General features: G+C 50.6%; 11 protein-coding genes. 7 read left to right on the top strand and 4 right to left on the bottom strand.

Going from position 1 to position 16,898, the window contains the following annotated elements; translation table 11 throughout:
• Positions 1-12: 12 nt before the first annotated feature.
• From kdpB to BRW83_RS01050, 4 genes are read left to right on the top strand one after another with little or no spacing between them, the layout of a single operon-like run.
• Entirely contained in the window at positions 13-2,079 is a 2,067-nt protein-coding gene (kdpB, locus tag BRW83_RS01035; RefSeq protein ID WP_036603303.1) for a potassium-transporting ATPase subunit KdpB, read from the top strand.
• Positions 2,080-2,105: 26 nt separating this feature from the next.
• The gene (gene kdpC, locus BRW83_RS01040; RefSeq protein WP_269208317.1) at positions 2,106-2,744 is read left to right on the top strand and encodes a potassium-transporting ATPase subunit KdpC; all 639 of its coding nucleotides are present in this window, start codon (positions 2,106-2,108) and stop codon (positions 2,742-2,744) included.
• Between the two features lie 38 nt (positions 2,745-2,782).
• A complete protein-coding gene (locus BRW83_RS01045; protein WP_005882347.1) occupies positions 2,783-5,470 on the top strand; it encodes a sensor histidine kinase in 2,688 nt (895 codons plus the stop codon).
• A gap of 6 nt (positions 5,471-5,476) precedes the next feature.
• Positions 5,477-6,169: a response regulator gene (locus BRW83_RS01050; RefSeq protein ID WP_005882345.1), complete on the top strand. Its 693-nt coding sequence runs from the start codon at positions 5,477-5,479 to the stop codon at positions 6,167-6,169.
• Positions 6,170-6,208: 39 nt separating this feature from the next.
• Here BRW83_RS01050 and BRW83_RS01055 read toward each other — a convergent pair whose 3' ends face one another.
• Entirely contained in the window at positions 6,209-7,531 is a 1,323-nt protein-coding gene (locus tag BRW83_RS01055) for a sodium-dependent transporter (RefSeq protein ID WP_005882344.1), read from the bottom strand.
• A gap of 243 nt (positions 7,532-7,774) precedes the next feature.
• Here BRW83_RS01055 and BRW83_RS01060 point away from each other — a divergent pair, with 243 nt between their 5' ends.
• The gene (locus BRW83_RS01060) at positions 7,775-8,698 is read left to right on the top strand and encodes a diaminopimelate dehydrogenase (RefSeq protein ID WP_005882342.1); all 924 of its coding nucleotides are present in this window, start codon (positions 7,775-7,777) and stop codon (positions 8,696-8,698) included.
• A 22-nt stretch (positions 8,699-8,720) separates the two neighbouring features.
• On the opposite strand, the gene BRW83_RS11935 is transcribed toward BRW83_RS01060, so the two are convergent.
• Positions 8,721-8,909, bottom strand: a complete 189-nt coding sequence (locus BRW83_RS11935) for a hypothetical protein (protein ID WP_005882340.1) — start codon at positions 8,907-8,909, stop codon at positions 8,721-8,723.
• Positions 8,910-9,142: 233 nt separating this feature from the next.
• Here BRW83_RS11935 and BRW83_RS01070 point away from each other — a divergent pair, with 233 nt between their 5' ends.
• Positions 9,143-10,246, top strand: coding sequence for an AI-2E family transporter (locus BRW83_RS01070; RefSeq protein WP_005882338.1), 1,104 nt, complete (start codon positions 9,143-9,145; stop codon positions 10,244-10,246).
• A 16-nt stretch (positions 10,247-10,262) separates the two neighbouring features.
• On the opposite strand, the gene BRW83_RS01075 is transcribed toward BRW83_RS01070, so the two are convergent.
• Both BRW83_RS01075 and BRW83_RS01080 read right to left on the bottom strand, forming a co-directional pair.
• Positions 10,263-10,841 (bottom strand): UbiX family flavin prenyltransferase, encoded by a 579-nt coding sequence (locus BRW83_RS01075; RefSeq protein ID WP_005882336.1) that lies wholly within the window; start codon positions 10,839-10,841, stop codon positions 10,263-10,265.
• 62 nt (positions 10,842-10,903) lie between these two features.
• Complete coding sequence (locus BRW83_RS01080; protein ID WP_036603301.1) at positions 10,904-13,243, bottom strand: Tex family protein; 2,340 nt, start codon at positions 13,241-13,243, stop codon at positions 10,904-10,906.
• A 263-nt stretch (positions 13,244-13,506) separates the two neighbouring features.
• On the opposite strand from BRW83_RS01080, the gene BRW83_RS01085 reads away from it, so the two are divergent.
• A complete protein-coding gene (locus tag BRW83_RS01085; protein WP_005882332.1) occupies positions 13,507-16,884 on the top strand; it encodes a DEAD/DEAH box helicase in 3,378 nt (1,125 codons plus the stop codon).
• Positions 16,885-16,898 lie beyond the last annotated feature (14 nt).

Consider the following 16,898-nt stretch of genomic DNA (forward strand, 5'->3'; position numbering starts at 1 on the left):
GGAGTGAAAATCATGACTCGCAAAACTTTGGCTTTATTTGATTCAGCTCTTTTATGGCCGGCAATTGCCGAGGCTTTCAAAAAACTGGATCCACGCGTCCAGTTACGCAACCCGGTCATGTTCGTCGTTTACATCGGCAGCATTTTCACTGTCGTGCTGACTTGTCTTCAATTCAACTTTTTGACGCTGGGTATTTCCCTGTGGCTATGGTTCACCGTTCTATTTGCCAACTTTGCCGAAGCGCTGGCGGAAGGCCGCAGCAAGGCTCAGGCAGCCAGCTTGCGCAGCCTGAAAAAGACAATCTGGGCAAAACATATACTGGGGATTTTTACACCCGGTGCTGCCTTGAATGCGGTGCCATACCAGCTCGTTGAATCCGGCAATCTGCGAAAAAACGATCTGGTTCTTGTTCCGGCAGGAGATTTCATTCCTGCCGACGGTGAAATCGTGGATGGATCGGCCTCAGTCGATGAAAGTGCCATCACCGGCGAATCGGCTCCTGTCATCCGGGAATCGGGCGGCGACTTTTCAGCTGTGACGGGCGGCACGAAAGTATTGTCCGATTGCATCGTTGTCAGAGTCACGGTCAATCCCGGCGAAACCTTCGTCGACCGGATGATCGCCATGGTCGAAAACGCAAAACGCCAGAAAACGCCGAATGAAATCGCCCTGACGATTCTTCTGGTTGCCCTGACGATTGTGTTTCTGGGCGTTGTCGTCACACTGCTGCCTTTTTCGGAATTTTCCGTGCTTCAATCCGGCATGGGACATCCTGTCAGTCTCATCGTGCTGGTTGCATTGCTGGTCTGCCTGATTCCAACGACAATTGCCGGGCTGCTTTCGGCGATCGGTGTCGCGGGCATGAGCCGCCTGATGCAAGCAAACGTGATTGCCACCTCAGGACGTGCCGTGGAAGCGGCAGGGGATGTCGATGTCCTCTTGCTGGATAAAACCGGGACGATCACTCTCGGCAGTCGACAAGCCAGCTGTTTCATTCCTGCTTCAGGCGTAAGCGAAATCGAACTGGCCGATGCAGCCCGTCTGGCATCGCTTGCCGATGAAACACCGGAAGGCCGAAGCATCGTCGCACTGGCCAAAGAAAAATACCGGTTGATCGATAAAAAGGAAGTGGATCAGGGAACTGAATTCATTCCGTTTTCAGCGCAGACAAGAATGAGCGGCGTCGATCTTGCCGATGGCCGGAAAATCAGAAAAGGGGCCTCTGACGCAATCAAAAAATATACAGAAGCGCTTGGTAACCCGTTTCCCCATTCGCTCCAGTCGATTGTCGATGAAGTCGCCCTTTCAGGGAGCACCCCGCTGGTCGTTACCGAAAACGGCAAGCCTCTGGGTGTCGTCGAGTTGAAAGACGTCGTCAAGACCGGAATCAGGGAAAGGTTTGCCGAATTGCGTCAAATGGGCATCAAAACCGTCATGATCACCGGTGACAACCGCCTGACCGCAGCGGCTATCGCGGCAGAAGCCGGGGTTGACGACTTTCTGGCTGAAGCCACACCTGAAACCAAACTGCAACTGATACGCGATTATCAGGCTGAAGGGCGTCTGGTCGCCATGACAGGCGATGGCACGAATGACGCGCCTGCGCTGGCACAGGCGGATGTGGCCGTTGCCATGAATTCAGGTACTCAGGCCGCCAAGGAAGCGGGCAATATGGTCGATCTGGACAGCAACCCGACCAAACTGATTGAAATTGTCGAAACCGGCAAGCAAATGCTGATTACCCGCGGCTCGCTGACCACATTCAGCATTGCGAACGATATCGCCAAGTATTTCGCCATCGTTCCCGCTGCTTTCGTGGCAACGTACCCCCAGCTGGAAGCCTTGAATCTGATGAGGCTGTCAAGCCCGGCTTCCGCCATTTTGAGCGCCGTCATTTTCAACGCGATCATCATTATCTTTTTGATTCCGCTTGCACTTAAAGGCGTCAAATACCGCCCGGCAGGCGCTGCTGCGCTGTTACGCCGCAATCTGCTGGTTTACGGACTGGGCGGGATCATCACCCCGTTTATCGGCATCAAACTGATCGATTTGTTCCTTTCCTTTGCCCATCTGGTATGAAGACAGGAGATACTATTATGGAAAACATGGCTTTTAAAACATTCTCTTTCTTGATGAAAACGCTTTATCCCGCTGTGATTCTGATCACCATGCTGACCCTTGTAACCGGACTGCTCTATCCTTCCCTGATAACTGGCATCGCCCAATCCGTTTTTCCGGAAAAAGCGAACGGAAGCCTGATCATGAAAAACGGGCAGGCCGTCGGTTCACGTCTGATCGGACAGAACTTTACCGAACCGGAATATTTCTGGGGAAGACCTTCCGCTACGGCAACACATCCATACAATGCCGAGGCGTCCGGCGGTTCCAATCTGGGTCCTGCCAATCCGGAACTCGCGAACAACGTAAAAAAACGCATTGCGAAACTGAAAGCAGCCGATCCAGACAACGGAGATCCGATTCCTGTCGATCTGGTCACCAGTTCCGCCAGTGGGCTCGACCCGCATATCAGCAAGGCAGCAGCCGATTATCAGGTCAAACGGATTGCACGACTCCGCAATATCCCGGAAATAAAAGTCCAGAATCTGGTCGAAAATCATGCAAAAGGAATCCAGATGGGATTTCTGGGTGAACCGATGGTCAATGTGCTTGAATTAAATCTTGCGCTTGACGATATGGATACTGGTAATATTTCCGTAGCGGGCATTCCAGGTAATGGAAAGTGAGAAACGGTGATATTACTTAACAGGGGTATGACTGGCTTATGAGCGATCAACGTCCCGATCCCGACCTGCTTTTGAAGCAGGTCAATGCGGATGAAGCGCAATCGAAAAAAGGGCGCCTGAAAATATTTTTCGGCGCTTCGGCGGGCGTTGGCAAAACCTATGCCATGCTTTCCGCCGCTCATGAGGCATTGAAACAGAATGTGCCGCTTGTCATCGGCATTGTCGAAACACATGGCCGCTCGGAAACGGCCATGTTAACCGAAGGCCTGCCACACCAGCCACTGAAAAAAATCCAGTACCGTGACCGTGAACTGGAAGAATTCGATATCGATCAGGCACTGGAATTCGGTAAAACCCATCCGAACGCCCTTATTCTTCTGGATGAACTGGCGCATACCAATGTACCCGGTTCGCGCCATCCGAAACGCTGGCAGGATGTCGAAGAGCTACTCGTAGCGGGCATTGATGTCTGGACAACGATGAATGTCCAGCATCTCGAAAGCTTAAACGACATCGTCACCCGTATTACCGGCATTCCCATACGTGAAACAGTCCCCGACCGGATTTTCGACCATGCAGAAGAAGTCATCGTCGTCGATCTGCCGCCTGACGAACTGATTCTGAGGCTGAAGCAGGGCAAAATGTATTTGCCTGAACAGGCAAAACTGGCTTCCAGGAATTTTTTCAGAAAAGGCAATCTCCTCGCCCTGCGTGAATTGACCTTGCGACGGACAGCCGACCGCATCGACGGGGAGATGCAGGCATATCGCCTGAAAAACGCGAGCACGACGGTGTGGCCGAACCGTGAATCGCTTCTGGCCTGTGTCAAACCTGACCAGTCCGGCGAGAAAGTCATTCGCAATTGCGCCCGGCTGGCAGCCCAGCTTGGCGTTCCCTGGCATGCCATCTTCGTAGAAGTCCCGTCGGAGTCGAGTGACGACAGCACCCTTTATGATCGGGCAGCGCGTGTTCTCAAACTGGCGGCGAATCTCGGGGCAACGATAGCGACCCAATCGGCAACGGACGTGGCTTCAGCCCTGATCCGATACGCAAGAGACCATAATCTGTCCAGACTCGTTCTGGGACGAAGCAAGAAACGCTGGTTTTTTCCATGGAAAAAAACGATTGCACAGAAAATCGGGCAGACAGCGGACGATCTCGATATCCTGCAGGTTTCGGTATCGGAATCATCATTGTTCACCATTCCAAAACCGCATTTCAGTTTCGAACCCGACAAGATCGAGTGGAAAAATTATCTGGCCACTTTCCTGATCTGTTCACTGACGACATTATGTGCTGTGCCCCTGATCGGCTTGCTGGACCTGATCAACATCGTCATGCTGTTTCTTCTGGCGGTAGCCGGGATCGCCTTGCGATACGGAAGAGGGCCGGCGATTTTGGCGGCTTTCATCAATGTGCTCTTTTTCGATTTTTTCTTTGTCCCCCCGCGCATTTCGATTGCAGTCAGTGACGCCCAGTTCATCATCACCTTCATCGTCATGCTGTTCGTCGCTCTCGTTATCGGACAATTGACGGCCAACCTGAAAATGCAGGGCAATGCGGCAACCGAGCGTGAACGACGGGTACGCAGCCTGTATGAAATGTCCCGTGACCTTTCCGGCGTTTTAATGATCGAACAGATCGCCGAAATCGCGGCACGCTTTCTCCACACGGAATTCGGTGCAAAAAGCGCCCTCTTCATCGTCGATGAGAAGGATCATCTGAAAAAAATGGACAAGGCGACCGCCAGCCCGAATATGGCACTTGTGCAATGGGCATTCGAGCATGGTACGACGGCAGGTCTCGGCACCGACACTTTGCCGGCCAGTCCCTGTCTGGTAATTCCCCTGAAAGCGACCATGCGATTGCGAGGCATTCTGGCCGTCGAACCGGATGAAGGCACTTTTCTGGGACCGGAACAGAGAAGATTGCTTGATATTTGCGCATCATTGCTCGCCATCTCCATCGAACGCATTCACTATCTGGACGTTGCACAGAAAACCGTCGTCCAGATGGAATCGGAAAAACTGCGCAATTCCCTGCTTTCAGCCATCTCCCATGACCTCCGCACGCCTCTGGCCGCTCTTGTGGGTCTGGCTGACACGCTGAAACTGACCAGTCCCGATGCAAAGGCAAGTGAAAAAGAGATTATCGATTCCATACATCACTCTGCCATGCGAATGAACGACCTTGTCAACAATTTGCTCGACATGGCCCGTCTCGAATCCGGGACGGTACAATTGAACCGGCAATGGCAACCTCTGGAAGAAGTCATCGGGAGCGCCCTCTCATCATGCTCATCCTTGTTGAAAGAACGCCCGATAAACGTACAACTGGATGACAGTCTTCCACTGGTGAATATTGACGCCGTGCTGATTGAACGCGTACTCGCCAATATCCTTGAAAATGCAAGCAAATATACACCTGCTCATTCATCCATTGAAATCAATGGATTCCGGCAAGACGGGAACATCATCATTACCATTGATGATCATGGCCCGGGGCTTCCGCCGGGAAGAGAAAACACCATTTTCGAAAAATTCGAAAGAGGCAGCAAGGAAAACGCAACGCCCGGAGTCGGCCTTGGACTCGCCATTTCCAAAGCTGTCATGAAAGCTCACGGCGGTTCCATTGAAGGCGAAAGCCGATACAACGGGGGTGCCCGTTTTACATTGAGGCTGCCGTTTTCCTCTCCCCCGGATATTTCCGGCAATCTTCTGGATTAATGAAGAATGGACAACAAGCTCCGGATCCTGACTATCGAAGATGAATCCAACATCCGCCGGTTCGTCAAGCTTGCCCTTGAAACGGAAGGATATGAAGTATTTGAGGCAGATGGGCTCAAGCGTGGCCTGATAGAAGCAGGAACACGCCGCCCCGATCTGGTCGTCCTCGACCTGGGATTACCGGATGGCGATGGGCTCGATTTCATAACCGATTTGCGAAACTGGTCTGACATTCCTGTCATTGTCCTGTCGGCAAGGAACAGCGAGCACGACAAAATTTCGGCGCTTGATGCAGGAGCGGATGACTATCTGGAAAAACCGTTCGGAGCAGGGGAACTGCTCGCCCGTGTGCGCGCCCAGTTACGGCGCCAGCAACGTTCTGGCAACGACCCGACTATCCGGTTTGCCGATGTTTGTATCGATCCTGTTCGCCGTCTCGTCGAAAAAAATGGCGAACCGGTTCACCTGACTCCCATTGAGTACCGGATACTGACCTTTCTGGCTTCACAACCGGACAGGGTCGTCACCCACCAGCAATTGCTGAAAGCGGTATGGGGGCCAGGCCATACCGAAGACATGCACTATATACGCGTGCATATGGCCAACTTGCGGAAAAAAGTGGAGAAAAATGCCTCGATGCCAAAACATCTGGTGACGGAAGCGGGAATCGGTTACCGTTTTGTCCCCGATTCGAAGTAGTGGGGCAAACCTGATGTACATACAGGAATGCCGGCTGTTTTACAGGTTCTGAAGCAAAACCACAAAAATCATGATCGGTGCGATGATTCGCAGGAACCATTTCAGCAAGGGCAGCCACCAGGGATGTTTGCCTTTGCTGGCCAGTCTCTCCGAAACCAGAGTCCACGATTTCCATCCCACCAGCACGGCAACCATAATGCCTCCAAAAGGCATGATCAGATTGGAACTGACGTAGTCGAGAATGTCGAAAAAGTTCTTGCCAAAAAACTTGTAGTCATTCCAGACCCCCAATGACAGAGAAGCCGCAATCCCCAAAACGAACATCAAGATGGACATGACGATCGTCGTGGGAGTTCGTCGACAGTTAAACTCATCGATGAAAAAGCTCACCACCACTTCCATCAGCGAAACGGACGAGGTAAGCGCGGCGACAAACAGCAGGAAAAAGAAAAGAACACCGAAGAACTGACCTCCGCCCATCTGTGAGAACACGGCAGGCATCGTAATAAACGTCAGGCCGGGACCGGCAGACGGATCGAAACCGAATACGAAAACGGCAGGGAATACCATCAGCCCCGACAGAAAACAGATCAGCGTCGTCAGCGTAATGACGCTTCCGGCAGAATGGGGAACATAAGTATCGTCCGAGGCATAGGAACCATAGGTAATCATGCAACCCATACCCAGAGACATGGAGAAAAAGGCAAGCCCCATCGCTTCAATGACCATCCTGGCATTGACCTTGGAAAAATCAGGGTTCAAAAAGGTAAGGACGCCATCGATGGCTCCGGGCAAGGTAATTGCCCTGCCGATCAGGACAAGAATCAGCAGAAACAACATGATCATCAGGTATTTGCTGACCTGTTCAATGCCTTTCTGGACACCTGCCAGAATAACGCCAGCGGTTACCCCCATGAACAGGGCATGGTACCAGAGAGGTTCCACCGGATCGGCGATAAACGTGCTGAAAATACCGGATAAGACCTTGGGATCGGCAGTCAGGATGGCACCATCGACCGACTTGACGATATAGGCAATCGTCCAGCCACCCACGACGCTGTAAAAAGACAGGATCAGAAAACCGCACAGAACACCGATATAACCCACAAGAGACCATGTGCGGCCGCCAAGCTTCCTGTATGCGCCTACCGGACTCTTTTTGGTCACGGAACCGACAAGCATTTCGGCAATCATCAACGAAATGCCAAGTGTAAAAACCAGCAACAGAAAAATAAGAAGGAAAGCGCCGCCACCATTTTGGGCGGTAATGTAAGGGAATTTCCAGATCGCCCCCAAACCAATGGCTGAGCCAGCGGCTGCAAGCACGAAACCAAGACGTGAGCCCCATTCTGCACGCGCCATAAAAATATCCCTTACCAGTAAAAGTCAGTTATTTTGAAAAATATCGAAAAACACAATCAGGACAAGACTGTATTGAACAGTTTTTTTCAAGTGTCCGAAAGTGCATTTCCTTAAAATAATCGTGCATTATACTTTAGTACGATTTTTTCTTGCTTGCCTAAAGCAACTGCGCCTATACTCGTCAGTTACTGGCAACATTTATCCAAATTCAACATCACCCGTTTTACAGAGGAACATTAAAGTATGACGACTATCAAAGCAGCTGTTCATGGCCTTGGAAATATCGGTCGGCACGTCATTGACTGCCTGACCTGCGCGCCTGATTTTGAATGTCTCGGTGTCATTCGCAGGGAATCGTCTCTCGGCACACAGACACTGGAACGCAGAAATATCCCCGATTATGCATCCATCGACAAACTGATCGCGGAAAAAGGCAAGCCTGACGTCGTCATCCTGTGTGGTCCATCCCGTTCAGTCCCGGAAGATGCAAAATTCTATCTTTCCAGAGGTATCCGAACCGTGGACAGTTTCGATATTCATACCGATATTGCCGAACTGGTAGAGAAACTGGACGTAGTTGCAAAAGAAAACAATAGCGCCTGCATTACAGCTGCAGGCTGGGACCCGGGTACCGATTCGGTCTTCCGCACGCTGTTTGAAGCAATGGCGCCAACCGGCACGACATTTACCAATTTCGGTCGTGGCCGTTCTATGGGACATTCAGTCGCCGCACGCGCCATCAAGGGTGTCGCCGACGCGACTTCCATCACTATTCCAATCGGTGGCGGACGCCATGCCAGACTTGTTTATGTTCTGGCGGAAAAGGGCGCTTCTTTTGAACAGATCAAAAAAGATCTCGCAAGCGACCCTTATTTCAGTCACGACCCACTGGATGTCCGCGAAGTGAAAACGCCGGAAGAAATGGAAGCTGTCGCCGACAATTCTCATGGGGTATTGATGGAAAGAATCGGAGCGTCAGGACGCACGTCCAACCAGAACCTCACCTTCACAATGAAGATTGACAATCCGGCATTGACCTCACAGGTACTGGTCTCGTGCGCACGCGCTGTTACCCGTATGGGCGCAGGGTGCCATACATTGATCGATGTACCGCCTGTCATGTTGCTCGCAGGTGAGCGGATGCAGCACATCGCAAGACTGGTTTAAGCCAGTCTTTCTATGGAACGGGTCAGCCGAAGGACTCGTCATGTCCGAGTGATCTGTCCCGTTCCAGTCTTTGAAACATTTCGGAAAAAGAATCCTCTTCATCCAGATACGTTTCCTCAAGAGGCTCGAACTCTATATCGGAGCCCAATAATTCATACCGATCCAAATCAGATAAGCCGGACCTTTTTGGACGTCTGTTTTTCGTTGCCATATTCGTCTCCAGAAGACATCAAAACACCAGGGTTTCGAATATAGTGTGCGGCGAGCAAAGCAAAACGATTTGATGGCCGTCAAAAAACCGGAATGAATTTGTCCGGGTTTTATTATCCAGACTCATGGTATGGACGGCTTATGTGTCTCATCATGATTCATCGTTTAAGGCATGATGTACTATACACAGACAGAATTTGGCATCCCCCTAACCGACATGTCAGAAAGTGTTTTATGAATCAGTCCGATTTGCACGGAAAAGTGTTCCTCTTTTTCTTATTGATAGTGACACTGGCTTTTTTCTCGATATTGCTTCCTTTTTATGGAGGAATATTCTGGGGATTCGTTCTTGCCATTCTTTTCATGCCGCTAAATGATTTTTTTCTGCGCAAAATGCCTGCAAAAAAAAATCTGGCAGCACTCCTGACACTGGCCATTTGCCTGCTGATCGTCATTATTCCCCTGATCGTCGTAGCCGGCTCACTCGTTGAAGAAAGTTCAGTGCTTTACCAGAAAATACTGAATCAGAAGATTGATTCGGATGCGTCTTTTCATCACTTTATCAGCCAGCTTCCCGACTGGGCTGTCGACGTGCTGAATCATTTCGGTATTTCCACATTTGCAGAACTGCAAAAAGAAGCAACCCGGCTCATTCTTGTGACCGGCCAGTATCTCGGCAGCCGGGTTTTCATCATCGGCCAGAACGTGCTCGATTTCACTGTCGGCTTCTTTGTCATGCTCTATCTTCTTTTCTTTTTGCTAAGGGATGGACATGATCTGGCCGATAAAATCAGAAGCAAGATTCCCCTCGCCGATAATCAGAAAACCAGACTTCTGACAAAATTCATGGGGGTCATACGGGCGACCGTCAAGGGAAATCTGGTCGTCGCCCTGGTTCAGGGCGGGCTCGGTGGACTGATATTCTGGTTCCTCGGAATAGAAGCGGCTCTGTTATGGGGCGCCATCATGTCGGTCCTGTCCCTGCTTCCAGCCGGTTCCGGTGTCGTATGGGCTCCTGTCGCCATTTATTTTCTGTTGACCGGTTCCATCCTGAAAGGCGTCATTTTATTGGCTTTCGGCATTCTCGTTATAGGCCTTATCGACAATTTTCTGCGTCCATTACTGGTCGGCAAGGATACCCAGATGCCTGACTATCTCGTGCTCATATCGACCATTGGAGGGATGGCCCTGTTCGGCCTGAACGGCTTTATTATCGGGCCGATGATTGCAGCACTCTTCTTAACGGCATGGGATTTGTTTTCGGCACTGACCCTTTTCAAACCAGCCCAAAGTCCCGATTCCGAAAAAGGAAAAGATAACAGGGACGATTCGCAATAGCCACTGGCAGGCAATTTTAAACCATGCCTGACCACCGGCTTGTCTGATCGTCTGCCATGTCGAACAAGTCAAGTACCCGTCTGAGAGTCTGGTCGACCATTTCATCTATGGAAAGAGGATGGCAGTAAAAAGCCGGCAGGGGCGGGTAAATGATTCCGCCCATTTCCGTCACCGCTTCCATATTCCGGATGTGAGCCAGATTCAGTGGCGTTTCCCTCACCATCAAGACCAGCCTGCGCCTTTCCTTCAAAACGACATCCGCCGCACGCGTGATCAGATTGTCGCAATATCCATGCGCGATCGCGGACAAGGTTTTCATCGAACAGGGCGCCACAATCATGCCTGCATTTTTAAAAGAACCGCTGGCTACGGCAGCGCCCACCTCATTCACGTCGTAGCAATGGTCTGCAAGCAGGGAAAGTTCCCTGGCTTTCATCCCCTGTTCATGTTCCAGAGTCAATTCTCCTGCACCGGAAATGATGAGATGTGTTTCAACACTGTCGATATTTTTCAGCAGTCGCAAAAGCCGGACACCATAAATGGCACCACTGGCTCCGGTAATGCCAACAATCAGTCGTTTCGGTTGTGCAATCATAATCCGTCCAAATACAGGCTATCCATTTTTATGATGATAACGTCATAAACACCATACCGGCATCAAATTCTTTTTCCCAGTTTTGCAAATGCTTCTGCCATGGCATTGTTCCCGTTCTGATTATCCGGCCTTTCCCTTTTTCTGGCTGCCGTGCCGGAACTCCGGCCTGCACCAGTTTGAGGCAGACGTTCCACTTTCTCCGCCAGATTCATCGTCAGGGCGATACGGCGACGCTGGAGATCGACTTCCACGACCTTGACCCTGACGACCTGACCGGTACTCACGACTTGATGAGGGTCTTTCACAAACTTGTCTGACAAGGCCGAGATATGGACAAGGCCATCCTGATGGACGCCGATATCGACAAAAGCGCCAAATGCCGTCACGTTTGTGACAACCCCTTCCAGAATCATATCCGGACGCAAATCCTTTATATCTTCAACGCCCTCCCTGAAGTGAGCGCTCACAAATTCCGGTCTCGGGTCTCTTCCCGGCTTTTCCAGTTCTTTCAGGATATCGACGATCGTCGGAATGCCGAAACGGTCGCTGACATACTTTTCGGGCTTGACTGTTTTGAGCAAACTTTCATTGCCAATCACATTTTTGATATCGGTACGGCTATCCTGCAATATCTTTTCGACCAGTTCATAGGATTCGGGATGAACCGCCGAGGCATCCAGTGGATTGTCGCCATCCGGAATTCTCAAAAAGCCGGCAGCCAGTTCGAAAGTCTTGTCGCCCAGACGTGGAATGGCGCGCAAATCGGCACGGCTGGCAAAACGTCCGTGTTTGTTTCTGAACTGGACGATATTTTCCGCGACGGTTTCAGTCAATCCGGAAACCCGGGTCAAAAGCGGAACGGACGCCGTATTGACATCGACACCCACGGCATTCACGCAATCCTCAACGGTTGCATCCAGCGACCTTGCCAGTTTTGTTTGTGCAACGTCGTGCTGGTACTGGCCCACACCGATCGATTTCGGATCGATCTTGACCAATTCCGCCAAAGGGTCCTGCAAGCGGCGGGCGATCGACACGGCACCACGCAAGGATACATCCATATCAGGCAATTCATGCGACGCGTATTCCGAAGCGGAATAAACGGAAGCACCCGCTTCGGAAACGACGATCTTGTCGATTTTCCTGCCGTTGACCATTTTGAGGAGATCCCCTGCCAACCGGTCTGTTTCACGTGAAGCAGTCCCGTTTCCGATAGCGATCAATTCGATACCGTATTTCTGTACCAGACTGTAAAGCGTTTTAAGCGAACCGTCCCAATCGTTTCTGGGCTGGTGCGGATAGATGGTTGCCGTATCCAGAACCTTTCCTGTCCTGTCGACAACGGCAACCTTCACGCCTGTACGAATGCCGGGATCAAGCCCCAGTGTCACTTTAGGCCCTGCGGGCGCAGCCAGTAACAGGGCTTTCAGATTTCTGGCAAAAACCGAAATGGCCTCTGCCTCTGCATTCTCCCTCAAACCGGTCATCAATTCGGTTTCAAGATGGGTGGACAGACGCACACGCCATGCCCACCGGACACACTCCAGCAACCATTTATCGGCTGACCGGTTCCGGTTCTGGATATTGAAAGCCGCCGCTATTCTCGCTTCGCAGGCATTGAACGGATCGTCCCATCTCGGACGCTGTTCTTCAGAATCGAGCCTGATTTTCAAATTCAGGATTTCTTCACGTCGCCCCCTGAGCAAAGCAAGCAATCGGTGGGAAGCGATCGTTTTGATCGTTTCCTGATAATCGAAATAATCCGAAAAACGGATGCCTTCCTGTTCTTTTCCTTCAGTTACTTTCGATTCGATGACACCATGTTCCTGAAGATAGGTTCTCAAGGCATTGATCAGGGAAGCCTCTTCCGAGAATTTTTCGATCAGAATCTGGCGTGCGCCATCCAGTGCCGCCTTCACGTCGGCAACCCCCGGATTGTCTCCATCCTCCGTACTGAAAGCGGCTCGCAGGTATTTCGCTGCTTCGGTTTCAGGATCAAGCTCAGGGTTTTCCAGCAAATCATTGGCAAGTATGTCCAGTCCGGCTTCCGCTGCCATTTTCGCCTTGGTTCGGCGTTTTGGCCGATAAGGCAAATAAATGTCCTCAAGTTGCGACTTGTCTTCTGCACCAGAAATCGCCTCAAGCAGAAGAGGAGTCATTTTTCCCTGATTTTCAATCGATTCGATAATGGCTGCACGACGCTGCTCGAGTTCGCGGAGATACACGAGGCGCTCCTGCAACTGGCGCAGTTGCACATCGTCCAGGCCACCTGTCGCTTCCTTGCGATAGCGTGCGATAAAAGGCACTGTCGCCCCCTCGTCCATCAGGGCGATAGCCGCCTGAACCTGATGGACTGACACGGCCAGCTCACCGGCCAGACGTTGTTCAATTGATGCAAGCATAGCTGTTCTACACACAAAATAAAAACCGTGATGATACTCACTTCTGCCGGATTCGCCATACGCCAACACAAATTGGTATCTTTTTATTCCGGAAAAACAGGCCTAAATCAATTGTTTTTACCGGATTACCCTTTAAATTAAAAAGCTGTCCTGTTGAAATGGATCAGTTTCTTAACTAAAAAGGCTTCTTTTTTTTTATTTATAGAAGATAATGTACCTCTTTGGCAGAAGGTAAATGCGATTTTTGAGTGGCAATTGGTATGATGAATTTCACGCTGAAAGACATTAAAAAACAGTTTGGGGAAAAGACGTATTCTCTCGGAATCGAATACGTTCAGAAAAAACGCGTCCAGCAGATACAGCGTTCCGGGAACCTGATCCGTTCACAAGTCAAGGATGCTTCCGGCCAGACATACCAGCAAAATACTTTTATCAAATCCACGACTGAAGGCATTCAATTCCAGGGAACCTGTTCGTGCCCGTTAATACTGAATTGCCATCATGTGGCAGCCGTGCTGATGACGATTGTCCAGAAGAACAATATCGTCGGTAAAAATAAAAATGCCTCGACAGAAACGCCACTGTCGAACTGGGTACAAAAACTGTACTCCACGGTTTACCCGGCATCTCCCGATGCATCCGCCAAAACGGAAACACCGGAACCATCGCAGTATCGACTGCTTTTCATCCTGTCACCGGACCAGTCCGACAAGCGTTTGTTTCTTTCCATCTGCAAAGTTCGTTACAAACCGACAGGCGGCATTTCGGCGATTACATCCATTACCGATATCGACAGCCTGCTGACAGAACGGCCCAATTATTTTACAAAAGACGATGAAGAACCGATCCGGCTTTTCATCGCCATGCGAGCCGGATCGAACCTGCCAGTCCCCGGCACAATCGAGCCAAAGGGCAGTATTGGCGCCCGGCTGTTGAAAATACTCGTTACCCAAAAACAGCTTTACTGGACAAACGCCTTGTCCGATATCGCAAAAGGACTGGTTTTCCCACTGAAGGGCGCCTCTGCACGAGAAGCGAAACTCGACTGGGTTGAATCGGGTTCTTCAATGAAATTAAGATGGCAGTTTGTGCCTTCGGCAGACAAGACCCGAAAATCTTCCCCGACAATCGACTACATCCTGCCAACCGAGCCTGCCTGGTACATGGAAAACCTGAGTTGCGGTGAATTGATCCTGCCATCCGATTTTCCTGTTTTTTCGATCAGCGAGATTCAGGATCTGATCGCCCAGTCTCCGGCCATATCGGTTAAGGACAAAAAAACAGTCGCACGACTTCTGGCAGAAAAAGGCATTGAAGACATCGTGCCCCAGCCGGAACAGCTCAAGGAAAACGTACTGGAAAACATCACTCCACAGCCGATTCTTTATCTAGGCAGCAAACCTCATTTTTACAGTGAAACGGAAGCTCCCGTCTGGTTCGATTATGCCCAGCTGAAATTCGATTATGACGGACAGATTGTATTTCTCGACTCCTCCCTGCCGATCATCAGGCAAATCAGTGAAAATGAAATCGAGCGCATCATCCGGGACACTGAAGATGAAACAGCAACATTCAAACTGCTGAAGTCCTTCGGCTTCCATTCTGAAAATGGTTCATCCACTCCGCTGGCGAATATTCCAGGTGCCATCAGCATGGACTCGTCAACAGACTGGCTGCATTTCACACAGGATGAAATGCCGGTACTGGAGGAAAACGGCTGGAAAATCGAAAAATCGACCGATTACCGTTACGATTTGCAAAACATCGAAAAGTGGTACGCCAGCATTACGGAAAACGATGAGGATCTCGACAGGGACTGGTTCAATCTGGAACTGGGTATTGTCGTCAATCACAAGCATTTTTCAGTATTTCCATTGCTGCTTCCCCTCATTCAGAAGTATCCGGATACGTTCGATTATAAAAAACTGGATGAGCAGCCGGATACCGACTCGGTACTGGCGACATTGCCCAACAACAACAGGGTTGCTCTTCCCTGGAAAATGATCCGCCCGATCCTGCGTATTCTGGGTGAGCTTTATTATCTGGAGCAGTCGAAACCGGCCATTTCACTCCATCGTCTGGATTCAGCCCGTCTCGCCGAACTGGACAAGAATTTGCCTCTCCAGTGGATCAATGGTGCTGCATTGCTGGAAATGGGGAAAAAACTGCTCGCTTTCAACGGCGTCAAAATCGTCGCCCCGCCAAAAACATTGAAAGCGACCTTGCGCGATTATCAGACCGAAGGCCTTTCGTGGATGCAATTTTTGCGCGAGTATCATCTGGCCGGCATTCTGGCCGACGACATGGGTCTTGGAAAAACGCTTCAGACTCTCTCCCACATCCTTCTGGAAAAAGAAGCCGGGCGCCTGACAAAACCGGCACTGATCGTCGCCCCGACCAGTCTGATGAGTAACTGGCAGGATGAAGCCAGACGGTTCACACCTGAGCTGAAAGTCCTTCTGCTTCAGGGAAAAGAAAGGGCGAAATATTTTGCCGAGATCAAAAACGCCGATATCGTCCTGACAACGTATGCCTTGTTACCAAGAGACGAAGAAATTCTCCTGAGGCATGAATTTCACCTGCTGATTCTGGATGAATCGCAGTACATCAAGAATATCCGCTCAAAAGCGACACAGATCGCTTCCGTGTTGAAAGCGCACCATAAACTGTGCCTGACCGGAACACCTCTGGAAAATCACCTGGGAGAACTGTGGTCCCAGTTCCATTTCCTGCTGCCCGGACTTTTGGGGAATGAAAAAACGTTCAATAGCGAATTCAGGCATTCCATTGAAAGAAATGGCGATCAGGGAAAGCAGGAATTGCTGAACCGGCGCATCAAACCGTTCCTGTTGAGGAGAACGAAAGACAAGGTCGCCCGCGAATTGCCGATGAAAACGGAAATGGTCAGATATGTCGAACTGACGAATGCGCAACGGCAGACCTATGAATCCGTGCGCGAGCTGATGGATAAAAAGGTTCAGGAAGAAATCGCCAAACTGGGTATCGCGCACTGCCAGATTATTATCCTCGAAGCCCTGCTGAAATTGCGGCAGGTTTGCTGCGACCCCCGTCTTTTGAGGGGATCGGCCAAGAAAGCCAATACTTCTTCAGCCAAACTGAATGAATTGATGGAAATGCTGGACGAACTCCTTCTTGAAAAAAGGCATATTCTCGTTTTCTCCCAGTTCACAAGTATGCTGAGTCTCATCGAAACCGAATTGAAAAACCGAAGCATTCCTTATGAAATTCTGACAGGAGACACGACAGACCGCGCTTCCGCCATACGCAACTTCCAGGATGGAAAAGTATCTGTTTTTCTGATCAGCCTGAAAGCGGGCGGTGTAGGCCTTAACCTGACTGCAGCCGATACCGTCATTCACTACGACCCCTGGTGGAATCCGGCAGTGGAAAATCAGGCAACCGACCGGGCATGGCGCATCGGGCAGGACAAACCGGTTTTCGTTTACAAACTGATCGCAAAAGGCACGCTGGAAGAAAAGATCCAGGAGCTTCAGCAGCGAAAAGCGGATCTTGCGACGGCCATGCTGTCGTCCGGACAGGCGCAGCATGTACAGATCACACCGGAAGACCTTCAATCGATTTTCCGTCCACTGGAAGAAGTCGATATTTCCGAAGAATAGACAAAGAAAAACGC

The organism is Oxalobacter formigenes, assembly GCF_002127965.1.
GTDB classification, from domain to species: Bacteria; Pseudomonadota; Gammaproteobacteria; order Burkholderiales; family Burkholderiaceae_D; genus Oxalobacter; species Oxalobacter formigenes.